The organism is Flagellimonas sp. 2504JD4-2 (genome assembly GCF_053642935.1).
The window spans coordinates 705638-721763 of record NZ_JBSIOV010000003.1 but is presented as its reverse complement, the minus strand read 5'-3'; the positions used below and the strand labels follow the sequence as shown (position 1 = coordinate 721763).

Genomic DNA, 16126 nt, shown 5'->3' with positions numbered 1-16126 from the left:
CTCAATGGGTAGATCTAATCGAAATGATGATGCCGATGTTTTATGGGACAATTATTTACAAGGGGATAGGTCCGCGCTCAAAGAACTGATTGGTAGATACAATGATTCGTTGCTCATGTTCTTGCTCGGAAAGACCAAGAACAGGGAAATCGCTAGAGAGATAGCCCAGGAAACCTGGCTTAAGATGGCCAAGCATAAAAAGGGCATCAAAAACTTCAAGGCATATCTATATAAGGTCGCATCTAATGTATGGGTAGACATGAACACCAAAAACAACAAAATAAAGAGTGTCGAGAATCCTGCGCCAGCCATCAATGGCATAGCGGTAAAGCCCGAAGTTCTCCATAAGCTGGGAGCCGAAGATATTGTCAAAATGTACCGCTCCTGTCTGACCGATGGAGAGTATGAATTGTGGAACCTGCATTGTGACGGATATAACAGTAAAGAAATAGCGCAACGTCTTTCAATTCAAAGAAAGACTGTGGACAACAAAAAATCCATCATCCGAAAAAAGTTGATAGTGGAAATTAAAAACCGTACAAATAGTTAATGTGGTCTTATGAATGATCTTTCAACCCATAAAGAGCACATAGCATTGGAAGTACTTATCGACTATGTTGATGGTATTTTGGATGCTACATCTCGAAAGAAAATCGAGGAACACATCAAAAGAAATCCGGAGAGTTCGGAAATTGTAGAGAACATTAAATGGTATTATGAAACCTTTGGTCGGGACAGGGAGAAACTTGAAGAGTATCTGGACGAAACAAAAAAAGGAATATTAGCGGCCTTGGATGTAGCTTTGGAAGAATCATCAGCCAAACATCCAGTACGTCCATTATGGTATCGAATCTCAAGGGTTGCGGCGATTGTGATTCTTTTGATAATTCCCACCATATTTTTATTGAATAGGACAAAATCCACATCCGACCTTTTGGAAGACCACCTTTCGGCACCATACGATAACCCGCCAGTTACCAGAGGTGAAGCCAACCAAAATTCAATACTATGGAACCAAATGGCCCTTGCCTACGGAAACCAAAATTATGGAGGCGCCATTACCTCCTTAGAGGCCATAATCGACAAAGGAGAAACACTTGCAATGGCTCATTTTTATACAGGTCTTTGCTACCTGTATTTGAAAGATCCTGAACCGGATAAGGCAATACCACACTTTCAGAAAGTTGTGGATAGCGAAAATACGTTTATGGAACAGGGTCTATGGTTCTTAAGTCTGGCCTATCTACAGAACAACCAAGAATCACTTGGCAAACAAACCCTGGAAAGTATTACAGGTTATAAAATGGAAGAAGCTCAAAAGTTGCTTGCTGAGTTAGACTGATGAGTTGCTTGCAAATTTTCTTTTTCTGACCAAAATCAACAAAATTAAACCTGTTAAAAGGGCCGCGACGGCATAGGTATAAGCTGTTGTGTTCTGGGATTCAATATGCAGCGGTTGGGTATTTCCATGAACCACAAAACCTGCCCAAAAATAGGGATGCTCGTAAAGAGGATTTTCCACATTTTGGAGATAATTCAATTTGGCCTTTTGCAATGCCTCGTCAATGGGCATACCGGCCATAAGTTGGTCATAGAAATCCATCATGGGTGCGACGGTGGTTTCATCCGGAACCTTCCATAAACTAGCAACCAAACTCGGGCATCCTGCATAGGCAAAAGCACGTGAGAGACTCATCATGCCTTCTCCCTTGTTTATTTTTCCGAAACCACTGTCGCATGCGCTCAGTACAGCCAAATCAGCATTGAGGTCCAAATTATAGATTTCTGCAGCATTTAACTGGCCATCCTCATTACCTTCCTGGTTTTGGGTGAACAATAGCTTGGAAAACATCGGATCGGTATCATCGAGAAGCCCGTGCATAGCAAGATGGAGTATTTGAAATTCCCCTGCTGTTTCCTTGAAAACCTCTTCAGTGGCAGCAGTACCAACCCAAGCTTTGCCCTCTAACTTTTCAGCAATGCTACGAACCTCCTTTTCCGCTCCTGGGAGCCTCATTAAATCTATATTGTTACCAGGTGACGTTGGTGTCGCTAAGGCATAATCCGATGCATATCCTCCGAAAGTGGATTTTCTGTTTTGGTTTGAACCGATTTTGGGAGTTGCTATTGAATTTCTTAAGAATTTGGACGAGTACGCATAACCTACGGTATACTCTTTAAGAAGGTAGTGCAAATCTTTGTACTTAAAACTTCCCGCGTCAGCAGGAGCGCTAGTCAACAAGGCTTCAAAATTCAGGTAGCTCAACGCTCCGTCCGGGATTACAATGATTTTCCTTACGTATTGGCCCGTTCCATCCAACGGTTTTTTTAATAACATTCCGTACAAGCCATAGGCAGCTTCAGCAAAGGCTTGTTTGGTTTTTGGGTTGGCTTCGATTACATGTTGATAGTTGGTCAAACCTTCCCTGAAATCCTTTATCCATTTGTTATAGGTAGCTGTTTTTTCTATGGTGAAGATGCTATAATCATCTTGTGTAACACTGAAAAGATAAAGTTGATCTTCTCCTGCAAAGAATTCCAACAGCAGACTTTGGTCGTCCAATAGTTCTTTCTGTACATCTCCCACTGTAAATTCATCCATCCCATACTTTAACCGATGATATCGGCTATATCGATGCTCAATTTCTTCCCTGATCGACTCATATGCTGTTCTTGCCTGCAGGAGTTTGTCTCTATAAGCTTTTGTTTTTGATGAATCTTTTTTTCGAATTGCTGAATGCAGTTCTCCTTTGTAGAAAGCCAATTGTATGTTTAGTGAGTTTTCCTTTTGAATAACACTGTCGGGAATCCCTGCGTACTTCTTGATTTCGGCATATTTGAGTTCTTGTAACAGAAGAAAAGCCTTGCTTTTTTCTGAAAATTCGAATGCCTGTTTTAAATATTTCTTGTCATTATTCCTTTTAAAGAGTTCATAGGAAACTTCAATTGATTTTTCGTAAACGGGGATTGATTTTTCAATAAGCTCTTGTTTTGAAATGGAGGAGGTAATTTCAAATTTGAGCTGGTCAATCAGTTCCAAAGCAACCTGGCAGGTTGAGAAACTACCTTCTAAATCCGATATATTTTGATTGGATTTTTTATAACGGGATAACAAGACCTCTGACTTTGCATCCAGCAAATCCAAAACAATATTTTTTGAGGTAAGCTGCTGCGGGGCAGCATGGGCATAACTATCGGTTTCGTCGAAATCCTCGGATAAAGCTGCCAAACCTTTTTGAAAATAGGAGAGGGCATTGTCCCATTGATGCAGCTTTGCGAAATGCGACCCAATGATGTAGCAAGAGCTTGCATATTCCGGATGGTTTGGACCAAGTACCATACCCTGAATGCTTAACCCAGTATTGAAATAGTCCAAGGCCTTCACTTCTTCTTCAAGAGTTCCAAAACTTTTACCCAAATTAATATAGGTTGTGGCTACATAAGGATGATTAGCCGGTAGGGCAGCAGTGAATATGTTTAATGCTTTTTCGTGGTAGTTGATGGCTTTCGCTGCATTTCCATTGTTATGCCACGCCGCTCCCAGGTTATTATAAAAAATACCGGCATATACATGCTTTTCACCTAGTAGTTTGGTCAAAACCTCCAATGCATTCTCATAGGCAACAATGGCCTTGTCGTACTCTTTTTGTGCATCCAAAGATTTGCCAAGATTTGAATATCCTATGGCCTTAAATTGATTTTGTTCGCCGGTTGCACCTTCCATGACGTCCAATGCCCGTTGAAAATATTCCTGTGCATTTTTGAACTCGCCCTTGCTTAAATAAATAGCACCAATATTGGTATAGTCCTGGGAAAGACTGAAATCATTGGGGTCTACCGATTTAAGACGGGTATCCAATCCTTTTTTCGCTGTGGTCAAAGCATTTTCATAATCACCACGATACTTATAGCTAACCGATAAACTACTATAGGTTTGGGCCACTTTAGGGTGGTCTTCCCCAAGCTTCTCCAATCTAATTTGCAATGCCCTTTTATAGTTGTCAAATTGCTTATCGTAATCTCCCTGTCTACTCCAATCAAACCCTAGGTTTTGAAAGGTGTCGGCTATTTCCGGTACTTCTCCAAGCCGTTCAAGACCGGTGGACAAGGCCAATTGTAAATATTCCTGGGCTTGCTTATGCTCTGATAATAAGGTATGGCAAGCACCTAACCCGTTCAATGATTTTATGTGCCCCGGCCAATAAGTTGCTTTTTCATAGCCCATCAGCGCTTTTTGGTAATACGAAATAGATTGTCTGTAGTCCCCAGCATCACCAAATTTTCGAGCTTTTTGATAATTCTCATAAGCAGTTATGGTATCAAGTTCTTGACCCAGCAATCCTTGACAAAGCATTAAGAGTGCAAACAATAGGTTGCTCCAGACCTTTGTTATACCAAAACACTGTATGTGATGCGCTACCAAAACACTGATTTTGAACAGTTAACTAAATATGAGTGGATGATAATTTGAAATAAAGTACGATAAAATCATTCCCATACAAAATCGAATCTGTGAAAGTCAACTTCCTGAATTGATTGTTGACCCATGGTACCCTTGGTTAGCCAAATTTGGGTTTGGGACAAGGTTAAATATATTTTTTAAGTTTGTTTATAGTCAATTAAGAGCCAAGGTTGAGCTCAAATATGCGCTAGATTGTATATGGATCAGGGTAATTTATGGTCAAAATTTAAGGCGGGGGATAAAACGGCGTTCGAATCGGTCTACAGATTATGTATTGATGATATGTATGCTTATGGGCTAAAGCTGGACTCCGATAAAGAACTGGTCAAAGACAGCATCCAAGAGGTTTTTATTGAAATTTTTGAGCACAGAAATGCAATATCCGAACCTCATAACATCAAGTTTTATATTCTTAAAGCGCTAAAACATACCATTTTCAGAAAACAAAAAAAGGAAAGAAAAAAAGTAAAGCTATTTGAACAGCCCAAACCCAATTTTAGTGCAGGTCATAATTTTGAGGACAAAAGAATTTTATCAGAGCTTGATGAAGAAAAAAAACGCCTTGTCAATGAAGCTTTGGAGACGCTGACCTCCAAGCAAAAGGAAATCATGTATTTGCGGTTCAGTGTTGGATTAGGCTACACAGAGATTTCTGAAATTGTAAAAATTGACCATTCTTCAGTCAGAAAACAGGTATACCGAGCTGTAAAAAAACTTCGAAACAGTAAGGCCTTTGACGATTATAAGGGAATTGTTCTGTTCTATTCGATGCTCAGGATATTCTAGGGTTTCAGACTTTCCAACGCTTTGAAAAAGCATTTCTCAATCGCCGAAAATTCATCAAATCAGAAAAAAACTTAAAAAAAGTTTAAAAAAAGTGTCCACAAAATGTAAACTTCTGTCCCTATGTGATAAATAGCTTGACATTGGACGATTTTACCAAATATCTGGATGACGAAAAATTTGTAGATTGGATTGCCAATCCCACGGATGAAAAAAATGCGTATTGGGAGGATTATATCAAAGAAAATCCTGCCGAGAAATCCAAAATCGAAATCTTAAAGGAATTTCTGGAGACACTGGAAGCGAACAACCAGCAGCTCTCCACAAATGAGAAACAAGAAATATTAGATAGGATATTGGACAAAGTGGGCTTAGAAAAGTCCCGTAGAGGCCCAATTTATTTAAGCATTTTAAAATACGCTGCAATATTCATAGTACTTATAGGTACGGCTATTTATTTTGGAATAGATACTCCCAAAACCAATAAGGCCAATATAGAATCTTTGTTACAGGTTTCCATAGACTCTGCAACAGATACCAAATTGATTTTGGAAAACGAACATGAGATTGCTATCGACCAAAAGCGATCCATCATTAATTATTCTGGTAACAACAATTTGGTAATCAACCAAAGAGATACCCTGGCTATTGGTGAGACGGATGGTTCAGAAGAGATTCAAATGAACCAACTTATAGTTCCATTTGGAAAACACAGCAGGATCACACTCGGCGATGGCTCTATCGTACATGTGAATTCCGGCTCAAGATTAGTGTTCCCGCAACGTTTTATAGGAGATACACGGGAGGTTTATTTGGATGGCGAGGCGTTTTTTGAGGTTGAATCCAATGTCAACAAACCATTCACCGTGAAGGTCCTAAAAGATGATGCATTTGCAATCACCGCTGTTGGAACCAAATTCAATGTGAATTCCTATAGCAAAAATGATAAAGTTACCACCGTTTTGACGGAAGGTGAGGTGCATTTGACAAATCAACCTAGCAATAGTCTGTTCGGAAAGAAAACGAAAACGGTTATGAGACCTGGTGAACTGGCTGAATGGAACATATCCTCTAAAACAATCCAAAATAAAATGAAGGTGGACACCGAGATTTATATTTCGTGGATTAAAGGATTGCTCATTTTCAGGGGAGAAACGTTGAAGGACGTTGTCAGACGGGTAGAGACATATTATAACGTCAAAATAGAACTAACTGAAAATATTAACCAACAATTTAGGCTGACGGGTAAATTGGATTTGAATGATTCGATTGAAGAAACCATGGAAAATCTGGCGGTTTCTGCCTCAGCTAAATATGAAAAAAATGGAATCAATGGATATTTGATTACCAAATAAAAAACCAGAGCATGTTCGTACCATGCTCTGGCGGGTAACCTGTAAAAACAGGAATTGTTTAAACAAACAACTAACTAAATTATGGAAAAAAAGGGGTTTCCATATGATTGCCTTGGCAATTTTATGGACAAAATCAAAAAAGTGATGAGGTTTCTGACACTATTTTTATTGCTCTTCACACTTTATTCTTACACTGACGCTTACTCACAAAAGACAAAGTTAAAAGTCAATTTAAAGGATGCTACACTGTTAGATATTATTTATAGCATCGAGGACCAAAGTGAGTTCGTTTTTATGTATGGTGAAGATTTGCTGCCGGCTTTGAACCAAAAGAAGGGAGATCTTAAAATCAAGAACCAGACTATCGACACTGCGCTGGAGCTGCATTTTAAACCTAACAGCATCGACTACCATATTAACGGTAGACAAATAGTGCTGAAAAAGAATGAGGTTCAGCCTAAACCACGCACAAAAGATGAGGGAATGCAGATGGCGGTCTCCGGTACGGTTACCGATGATACGGGACCATTACCAGGAGCGAGCATTGTGGTTAAAGGGACCACTTCGGGTACCACAACGGATTTTGATGGTAACTATACCCTTGAAGTTCCAGATGGCGATGCGATATTGGTGGTTAGCTATATTGGGTATACCACTGTTGAGGTTCCTGTTAATGGGCAATCGACCATAAATGTGGTTTTAAAGGAAGATGCCCAAGCATTGGATGAAGTTGTGGTCACCGCCTTGGGTTTTGAAGTACGTACGGATAAATTGGGTACTGCCGTTTCAAGCGTAAAACCTGAAGCCTTGGTACGATCTGGGGAAACATCGGTAGCCAACGCTATTCAAGGTAAAATGGCCGGTGTAAACATAACCAGATCCAATGGTGATCCCGGAGCAGGTTCCAATATTAGAATTCGGGGAGCAAATACCATTTTTGGAAGCACTCAACCTTTGATTATCGTAGATGGAATTCCAATAAGTAATGCCAGTACACAAGGTGGAGCAAGTAGTGCTACGGGAAATGGTACTTCACAACAGTCCCGTTTAAATGATATAAACCCGAATGACATTGAAACACTTCAGGTGCTCAAAGGTGCATCGGCAGCAGCATTGTGGGGGTCTAGGGCTTCAAACGGTGTGGTTATCATCACCACCAAATCCGGGCGAAGAGGTTTTAGGGTCAACTTGAAGACTTCCGTATCCTTGGATGAAGTAAATGCTATTGCACCCTTGCAATCAAATTATGGGCAAGGACTTGACGGTAGGTTTAGATTTGGCTATTTACATGGATGGGGAGACGAAATTTCCACGAGATCTGGTGGTCAAGATGATTTTGATACTTCTGGTGGATTTTTTATCGGCGACCAAACCGGTCGGACTTATTATCCGATTGCAGATGGAACAACAGATAACCTTCACGGGGGTAAAAACTCCAGGGAAACGTTCTTGGATGAAAACCAAGATCAAGTTTTTAGAACGGGGGTTCTTCTGGAGCAGTCCGTCAGCATAAGTGGAGGGGATGAGAAAAGCAACATTTTCTTCAGTCTTGGAAATACGGATCAGGAAGGTATTATCCGAAATAATGACTACAGACGTCACACCGTAAACTTGAGTGCTTCGCATAGATTTAATGAGTACATCAACCTAAAACTAAAAGGGAAATACTCTAGGATCAGTGCCAACAGAATCCAACAAAATTCAAACACTGCCGGATTATTATTAGGTTTTTATAGAAATATCTCCGATTTCAATATTGAAGATTATACGGGAACCTATGTGAGCGATACGGGAGCTGAATTCAGTGGCCGACATAGATCCTACAGGAATCCTGTTGGAGCGTCTGAAAGGCCATTTTATAACAACCCTTTGTGGACCACCAATAAACAAAAGGCTCCGAACATTGTTAACCGACATATTTACTCCGCTGAGATTGATGTATATCCGGTTAATGGATTGAACATCAAACTGCGCGGTGGTGTGGATACCTATAGTGACGACCGAACCTATTTATACCCACGTGGATCTGCAAGAACAGGACTTATACCTAGGTTGGAAGGTAACCTGACCTTTGAAAGTTTAGGCGCCACAGAATTGAATTTTGATGCAATTGCCAAATACGATTCCAATTTAACGGATGACATCACCTCGTCTTTCATTTTAGGTTGGAACATCAACGATAGAAAATTTAATCGTGAAACAACGATTGGTAGTGACTTCATCGTTAATGACGAGATTTATACGCTGACAAATTCAAGAATAATCCAAGGAGATAATTTCATCAGCCATAGAAGGTCCAACAGAGGTTTTGCCACAGCAAACTTTGGACTATATGATCAGCTTTATGTTGACTTGTCAGGTACCATTGAAGCTGCTTCGACAATTCAAGATCCGTTCTTTTATCCATCGGCAAGTGTTGCATGGCAATTTTCTGAAGCGGACTTCTTTCCGGAAGATAGCTTCATAAGTTTTGCCAAGGCCAGATTGAGTTGGGGTAAAGTGGGTATTCAACCGGATATTTATAGAAGTACCACAAATTATGAAGGTGACTTTACCTATAGCAACGGAATTTTTGGAAACCTGTCCTCCACCAATCATGGAGGTGGTTTCAGATTGGATAACCAATTGGGAAATGCCAATTTAAAACCTGAGATAAAAACAGAAATTGAAGGAGGTCTTGAATTCCGGTTCTTCGATAACATGTTGAACACAAGTTTTACCTACTATACGAATGATATAGAAGATATTTTGTTGACTTTGGACAGACCTTCATCTAGTGGTTTTTCTAGTATTTATACAAATGGAGCTTCTATGAAGAACCGAGGTTTTGAATTTGAATTTAGTGCAAACCTGGTTCGGAACAGCAACAATTGGACGTTTACTCCATACGGGAACTTTGCGACCAACAAAAATGAAGTGACAAGTTTGGCTGGTGCAGATGTGCAGCGACTGACAGGTTTCGGTACTGGTGATTCCGTTGCAGCGGTTGGGTTTCAAATGGGAGCAATCTTCGGTGGGAAATTGCCTAGAAATGCTGACGGAAGTATTGAATTGGATGCCAATGGATTCCCAGTCGGGACTCCGGAATACGACGTTATTGGAGATCCGAACCCTGATTGGACGGGAGGACTTGGATTTAATGTAGGATTCAAAAACTTGGCACTTAATGTCCTATTTGAGCACTCTCAAGGGGGCGACTTTTACGATATGACACGCCAGATTAATAGCCAGAGAGGTTTTAGCAGGGAATCAGGGAACAAAGTTACAATACCAACAGATGGAATCAATGATGTCACCGGAGCGACGTATTCTGCTGGTGAGGTTGTCAGGGGTAATTTGTATGATTTCGGCGCTGGACCTGTGCTTTTGGAGCAGAACTGGTATCGAGGAAATGGAGCTGGGAATAGGGGCTTCAGCGAACTATGGCTTCAAGATGCTACTTGGACCCGTTTAAGGGAATTGACCCTAACGTATTCCTTGAGCAAAAAAATAGTTGAAAAATTAAAACTATCTGATTTAAGTCTGAGCTTCACAGGGCGTAACCTAGTGCTTTGGACAGATGTAATCGGTAATGACCCGGATAAGAATTTTGCTGGGGTAGGGAACTCAAGAGGATTGGATTACTATACGAATCCATCCACTAAGTCTTATTTGTTCAACTTGAGTTTAACATTTTAAAAAAGAGTTATGAGATTATTTAAAATAGCAACAGGTATAGTAATTCTTTTCAATTTTCTTGCATGTCAAGAAATAGTTGATGACATAAACGATAACGACCCGAATACGATTAGTAGGGTAGATGGCCAGACCTTGTTTACAGGAATGCAGTTGGCCGATATCACTGCCCAATTGGGATATTTAAACTGGGCAGCAGGAGTATGGACAGGTAATTTTGTGGGAAGCGGAAGATTTGCGCCAATTCAGGAATATCAATATGGAAACACCAATTCCGATACTCCTTGGTTCAACATTTATGTGGGAGTTGTACAGCAGGCTAGGGAATTGCGAAGCGGTATCCCGGTGACCAATCAAGATTTTTTCTTTGGAGCATCAAAAGTTTTGGAAGCCCATGCGCTTGGCACAGCGGCAAGTATGTTCGGAGATGTTCCGTTTACCGAAGCGGTTAATGCTGACATCCCAACCCCAACATACGATGGGCAGCTCGCTGTTTATACTGGGGTTCAAACCTTGTTGGATGAAGCAATTGCAAATTTGCAAGCTTCAGGCACAACAGGAGGAATCTCTGAAGATCTATTCTTCGGAGGGGACTCAAGTAGTTGGATCAGGGTGGCATATTCGCTAAAAGCTAGATTATACCTTGAAACAGGTGATTATAGCAGTGCAATTTCTGCGGCTCAAAACGGAATTTCGTTGCCATCCGAATCCATGCAATATACACCTCCAGCTGTTGTACTTACAGGGGATACCAATCTTTTGAACCAATTTTTTACAGGAAGTTTTCCTGATGATTTAACAACAGAGGGTGGATATTTGATTGAACTGATGACCGGTGCCACCAACAGAAACAATGCAAAGACCGATGAGGTCGATAGGGCCGCGTATTATTTTGATGGAACCCAGATCAATCTCAATGGAATTGCCGGAGTGGCCGAACCTATGAACTTGATATCCATTCAAGAAACATTGTTGACATGGGCCGAAGCGGCGATACGCTCAAATGATTTTACGACGGCTTTGTCAAAATTGAATGAGCACAGGGCCAACCTGAGAACTGGAGAATATTTTGCAATAACCACAGGGATATATGACGACTATGTGGACACCGATTTTGATGCCGGAGGAATTGAAAATGTCGATGGTTCACTGTCTAGGGAAGATGCGCTGTTGAGGGAAATCATCCAAGAACGCTATGTTTCTTTCTTCGCTGAACTGGTCAGTTTCAATGATCTTCGAAGGACAAAGAATGACCCTACTGCCATACAGGTTGGGGTTCCGTTCAATGTTGGAACGCAACATCCTGAAAGGTTCCTATATCCGTTCTCGGAAGTAAACACCAATGGGGACAATGTCCCAGACATTACGGACATCTTTATAAAAACCCCCGTAAACCAATAAATCAACGCATAGAGTTAGTTAGCGTTTAGTGATTTGAGATTAAGTGATGTTCTGTAAACAGGCTGTTCAAACCAATTCTGAACAGCCTGTTAACCAAAACGGATTGCACCTTTTTTTATTAACCAATCGATTAAATACCAAGATGTTTTCAAAGTTTTCAACATACGTGCTATGCGCTATCATGCTATTAATAGCATGCAAGAATGAAAAAACTGGGAACAAAGGGAGTGAAGTATTTTTCGATACCTCATTCAAGAGTGCACGATTAAGTGATATCAAAGAAGTAGAGGAGAATACCTATAAGGCAAAAGTGCTCCCGGAATCGGAACCGGTAAATAAAAGTCCATGGTATTCTTTTGCAGTACATGCAAAGAATGACAGAGACATCAAGCTGATTCTGGATTATGGGCAGTACCAACATCGTTATATACCTAAACTTAGTTGGGACAGGATGCACTGGAAGGCATTGGATTCTTCAAGAGTTGAAATAGATACTTTGGCCCATACAGCTACCTTACGGCTTCAGGTTTCGACCAAAAAATTGTTTGTTTCTGCCCAAGAAATTGAGACTTCGGAAGACACCTATGCCTGGATGGGAAAATTTATTGGGGAATCATATGAGACCGAACAAATCGTGGCAGGTAAAACCGTTATGGACAATGACAACTTTGCCTTGGTTTATGAGCAGGATGGAATCAAGGATTTTATTGTTTTGGTTGCACGACAGCATCCTCCTGAAATACCTGGAGGAACAATTGGATTCAAAAGTTTTTATGAGACACTTTTTGACGAAACAGATAACGCCAAGGCGTTCAGGGAGAATTTCAACATCTATACTTTTCCTTTATTGAATCCTGATGGGGCCGATATGGGCAACTGGAGACACAATGTCAATGGGGTGGATTTAAATAGGGATTGGATCGATTTTACCCAACCCGAAACCAAAACGGTCAAACACTTTGTGGAGGAAAAGGTAAAACAAGGCAAAAACATCCGTTTTGCACTTGATTTTCATACATCGTATAGTGGGCCATACCTGCTGGTGCTCGACTCGATAAATGAGGTTAAGACCCCAGGAATTATTCCAGAGTGGATTGATAAAATAGAAGCTTCATCTTCATTTAAAGTAGAGGCAAGGCGCAGAAGCCAGGAGCTGCCGTATTGTTACAACTACTTTTTTAATGCCTTTGGTGCTGAAGCGGTAACTTATGAGGATGGAGATGAAATTGACAGGGACACCATTCGTCATAGAGCAAATGTCTATGCCAATACCTTAATGCAAACCTTATTGGAAAAACAAAAAAATGGCGCATTTAAAAAGTAGAGTTTTCCTTTTGGTTTGGGCACTTGTCGCCAACGTTGCATGTTCAGAACAGCAGCTCAAAGTCGATTTGCTCATAGTAAACGGAACAGTGTACAATGGAATTGATCAAGAACCCAGCTCATCGGCAATAGGTGTTAAAGATGACAAGATCGTTTTTGTTGGAGAAGAAACCGAACACATAGTTTCGTTGAAAACAATTGATGCTACTGGATTAATCGTTTCGCCGGGATTCATCGACCCGCATACCCATGCTGATAGGGACTTAAATAAACCGGACACCTCCCATAACCTTCCTTTTTTGATGCAGGGAGTGACCACCATTGTTGCGGGCAATGATGGAGACAGCTTTTTTCCATCAAAAACTTATGTCGAAAAATATGAAAAGCATGGCATCGGCACCAATGCAGTATTGTTGATTGGTCATGAGACCATGCGAAAAGAGATTATTGGCTTAAGTGATAGGGTGGCCACTGATGAGGAGATTGTCCGCATGAAGAAACTTCTGGATAAAGAAATGAACGATGCTGGAAACTTTGGCATGTCAACCGGTTTGTTCTACGCTCCAGGAAGCTATGCTGAAACCAAAGAAGTGATTGCACTGGCAAAGATGTGTGCAGAAAATGGCGGGATATACGATTCACATCTTCGCGATGAAAGCACCTACACCGTTGGACTAGTTGCAGCCGTAGAGGAAGCCATAGAAATTGGGCGACAGGCCAAATTGCCCATTCATATTTCGCATATAAAATGCCTGGGGGTCGATGTCTGGAAACAGAGCGATTCAATCATTACAATGGTTGAAAATGCGCATAAGGAAGGTATTGACGTAACGGCCAACCAATATCCTTATGAGGCTTCTGCTACTGGATTAAGAGCGGCCACAACACCAAAATGGGCCCAAAGTGGAGGACAGGATTCCCTATTGCTTCGGTTCGATGATCCATCACTCAGGGAACGAATATTACGGGAAACCAAAAACAATATCAGACGTCGCGGCGGTCCCGAATCGCTATTGATTGTAGTAACCGCAAATCCAGATTATCGGAACAAAACCCTAAAACAAATCGCGATAGAACTCAATTTATCACCAGAGGAAGCTGTGTATAAGATTTTAAGGACAAAAGGAACTGTTCGGGTTGCTTCCTTTAATATGTCCAACTACGATATCCAAAACTTTATGCGACAGGATTGGGTGACCACTGGCTCCGATGGTAATACGGGCCATCCAAGAAAGTATGGTTCCTTTCCAAGAAAATATCGCAAGTATGTAATTGAGGAAGGTGTTTTGAATTTGTCCTCATTTATTAATGGAAGTTCCGCTAAAACTGCCGAGATTTTCAAAATCCCATATCGAGGTAAACTAAAGGAAGGGTATTTCGCTGATATTATTCTGTTCAACCCTGAAACTTTTAGGGATAAGGCCGATTACAGAAATGCATTTGATTATGCTGAAGGATTGGAGTATTCCATCATTAATGGCAAACTAGCGGTTGAAAAAGGAGCATACACCAACGGATTGTTGGGCAAAGTGTTGCGGAAAAATGATTCAAACCAATCCAACTAAACAAATTTGTCAACTAAAATGAAAAATATGAGAAAACACTATCTATTTATTTTGGCTTCAATGGTCGTCATGGGTTGCAAGGAGGGTCAGAAAAAGGAAATTACGACCAAAGACACGACCCAAGCTGATATAGTCAATACGATTATTGATAAAGAGGATAGTTTCTATTATATCGACTTCAAAAACTATCCAACCAAGGATAAAACCCTTCCAATTGGAGTTTTTGATTCCGGTACGGGCGGTTTGACGGTGTTGAAAGCAATAGTGAACTACGATGAAAATAACAATGATGCTTTGACCCATGGGAGCGATGGACAACTCGATTTTGATAGGGAAGCGTTTATTTATCTGGGCGATCAGGCCAATATGCCCTATGGCAACTATTCCGAAGTCGAAAAGGTTGATTTGTTGAAAGAGCACATTATCAAAGATGCACAGTTTCTACTAGGGAATAAATATTACTCCAATGGAGCTGACAAAGAGATAAATGTGGACAAAAAACCGGTAAAAGCCTTGGTTATTGCATGTAATACAGCAACGGCTTATGGTAAAGATTATATCGAAGAGTTTCTGGAAAAGGCCAACACGGATATCAAAGTAATCGGCGTAATCGACGCAGGGGTCAGGGGAACGCTGGAAGGTATTTCCAAAACCGAGGATGCCATCATTGGCGTTTTGGCCACGGCGGGCACAGTGTCCTCAAAAGGGTACCACAATACCATTTTAAAACTTAAGGATGAAATGGGGTATAAAGGTAATATCGAGGTGTTTTCCCAGGGAGGAGTTGGTATTGCGGAAGCCGTCGATGAAGATCCTGATTATTTTGACAAAAACTTAACCCTGCCCCGAGAAGATTACAAAGGTCCTGGGCTCGAAGGGAATCTTCAAATTGATAAAACACTGTTTGAGATTTACAATTTTGACTTCGAAAACAACAAAATGCTCTGTGATTCAAAAAATAAGGATGACTGCACCATGTTACAGATCAATGATGCCGAGAACTATGTGCGTTTCCATTTGGTAACACTTCTGGAAAAAATCAGAAAATCAGGAACCAAAAACAAGCTTAAATCCTTGATATTGGGTTGTACCCATTATCCGTATATGACAAAAGAAATTGGTAAAATCCTAAAGGAATTACGCAATTATAGATTCAAAAATAATGACTTCCCATATAGAGCTTTTATGGCTGAGGAAATCCAATTGATTGACCCAGCTGTTGATACCGCTAAGGAACTCTATGCACACTTGAAACAGGAGTCACTTTTTAATCCGATGGGAAGCATGAAAGAAAGTGAGTTTTATATTAGTGTTGCGAATAAGGATAACATGGCCAATAAGATTGATGAATCAGGACGTTTCCCCTATGATTTCAAATACGGAAGAAACGCTGGGGAAATTCAGGAGTACGTGAAGGTCGTTCCTTTTAGCAGGGACAATATTTCAGACGATATTTTGACACGCTTTCAAAAACAGATTCCTCACGTATACCAGTTGATGCAGAATTTTAATGCAACGAGTGGGAAAACCACGGATTTAAAAGAAGAAAGCAAAATTTAACC

At 40.7% G+C, this 16126-nt stretch carries 10 protein-coding genes; 9 read left to right on the top strand and 1 reads right to left on the bottom strand.

The window, feature by feature from the left end; translation table 11 throughout:
* Positions 1-4: 4 nt before the first annotated feature.
* Together ACULLH_RS14470 and ACULLH_RS14465 are read left to right on the top strand one after the other, a co-directional pair.
* Positions 5-550, top strand: coding sequence for an RNA polymerase sigma factor (locus ACULLH_RS14470; RefSeq protein ID WP_454089467.1), 546 nt, complete (start codon positions 5-7; stop codon positions 548-550).
* Positions 551-559: 9 nt separating this feature from the next.
* Positions 560-1342 carry a hypothetical protein gene (locus ACULLH_RS14465; protein WP_454089466.1) on the top strand — a complete coding sequence of 261 codons (783 nt, stop codon included), beginning with the start codon at positions 560-562 and terminating at the stop codon, positions 1340-1342.
* Here the strand turns inward: ACULLH_RS14465 and ACULLH_RS14460 are convergent.
* A complete protein-coding gene (locus tag ACULLH_RS14460; protein ID WP_454089465.1) occupies positions 1334-4423 on the bottom strand; it encodes a CHAT domain-containing protein in 3090 nt (1029 codons plus the stop codon). The two genes, ACULLH_RS14465 and ACULLH_RS14460, sit on opposite strands and share 9 nt — an antisense overlap.
* Positions 4424-4660: 237 nt before the next feature.
* On the opposite strand from ACULLH_RS14460, the gene ACULLH_RS14455 reads away from it, so the two are divergent.
* The 7 genes from ACULLH_RS14455 (at position 4661) to ACULLH_RS14425 (ending at position 16124) form a co-directional block, all read left to right on the top strand.
* Positions 4661-5248, top strand: coding sequence for an RNA polymerase sigma factor (locus ACULLH_RS14455; protein ID WP_454089464.1), 588 nt, complete (start codon positions 4661-4663; stop codon positions 5246-5248).
* A gap of 122 nt (positions 5249-5370) precedes the next feature.
* Positions 5371-6600, top strand: a complete 1230-nt coding sequence (locus ACULLH_RS14450; protein ID WP_454089463.1) for a FecR family protein — start codon at positions 5371-5373, stop codon at positions 6598-6600.
* 81 nt (positions 6601-6681) lie between these two features.
* Positions 6682-10278 (top strand): SusC/RagA family TonB-linked outer membrane protein, encoded by a 3597-nt coding sequence (locus ACULLH_RS14445; RefSeq protein ID WP_454089462.1) that lies wholly within the window; start codon positions 6682-6684, stop codon positions 10276-10278.
* Between the two features lie 9 nt (positions 10279-10287).
* A complete protein-coding gene (locus ACULLH_RS14440) occupies positions 10288-11676 on the top strand; it encodes a SusD/RagB family nutrient-binding outer membrane lipoprotein (protein ID WP_454089461.1) in 1389 nt (462 codons plus the stop codon).
* A gap of 142 nt (positions 11677-11818) precedes the next feature.
* Positions 11819-13000: a M14 family metallopeptidase gene (locus ACULLH_RS14435; protein WP_454089460.1), complete on the top strand. Its 1182-nt coding sequence runs from the start codon at positions 11819-11821 to the stop codon at positions 12998-13000.
* On the top strand, positions 12981-14564 hold the full coding sequence (locus ACULLH_RS14430) for an N-acyl-D-amino-acid deacylase family protein (protein WP_454089459.1): 1584 nt from the start codon (positions 12981-12983) through the stop codon (positions 14562-14564). Before ACULLH_RS14435 ends, ACULLH_RS14430 begins: the two co-directional genes overlap by 20 nt.
* 27 nt (positions 14565-14591) lie before the next feature.
* A complete protein-coding gene (locus ACULLH_RS14425; RefSeq protein ID WP_454089458.1) occupies positions 14592-16124 on the top strand; it encodes a glutamate racemase in 1533 nt (510 codons plus the stop codon).
* Positions 16125-16126: the final 2 nt, after the last annotated feature.

Excerpts from the sequence above, each read along its gene's own strand:
- ACULLH_RS14470 (WP_454089467.1), top strand. The coding sequence starts at position 5 with ATGGGTAGATCTAATCGAAATGATGATGCCGATGTTTTATGGGACAAT.
- ACULLH_RS14465 (WP_454089466.1), top strand. The coding sequence starts at position 560 with ATGAATGATCTTTCAACCCATAAAGAGCACATAGCATTGGAAGTACTT.
- ACULLH_RS14455 (WP_454089464.1), top strand. The coding sequence starts at position 4,661 with ATGGATCAGGGTAATTTATGGTCAAAATTTAAGGCGGGGGATAAAACG.
- ACULLH_RS14445 (WP_454089462.1), top strand. The coding sequence starts at position 6,682 with ATGGAAAAAAAGGGGTTTCCATATGATTGCCTTGGCAATTTTATGGAC.
- ACULLH_RS14440 (WP_454089461.1), top strand. The coding sequence starts at position 10,288 with ATGAGATTATTTAAAATAGCAACAGGTATAGTAATTCTTTTCAATTTT.
- ACULLH_RS14435 (WP_454089460.1), top strand. The coding sequence starts at position 11,819 with ATGTTTTCAAAGTTTTCAACATACGTGCTATGCGCTATCATGCTATTA.
- ACULLH_RS14430 (WP_454089459.1), top strand. The coding sequence starts at position 12,981 with ATGGCGCATTTAAAAAGTAGAGTTTTCCTTTTGGTTTGGGCACTTGTC.
- ACULLH_RS14425 (WP_454089458.1), top strand. The coding sequence starts at position 14,592 with ATGAGAAAACACTATCTATTTATTTTGGCTTCAATGGTCGTCATGGGT.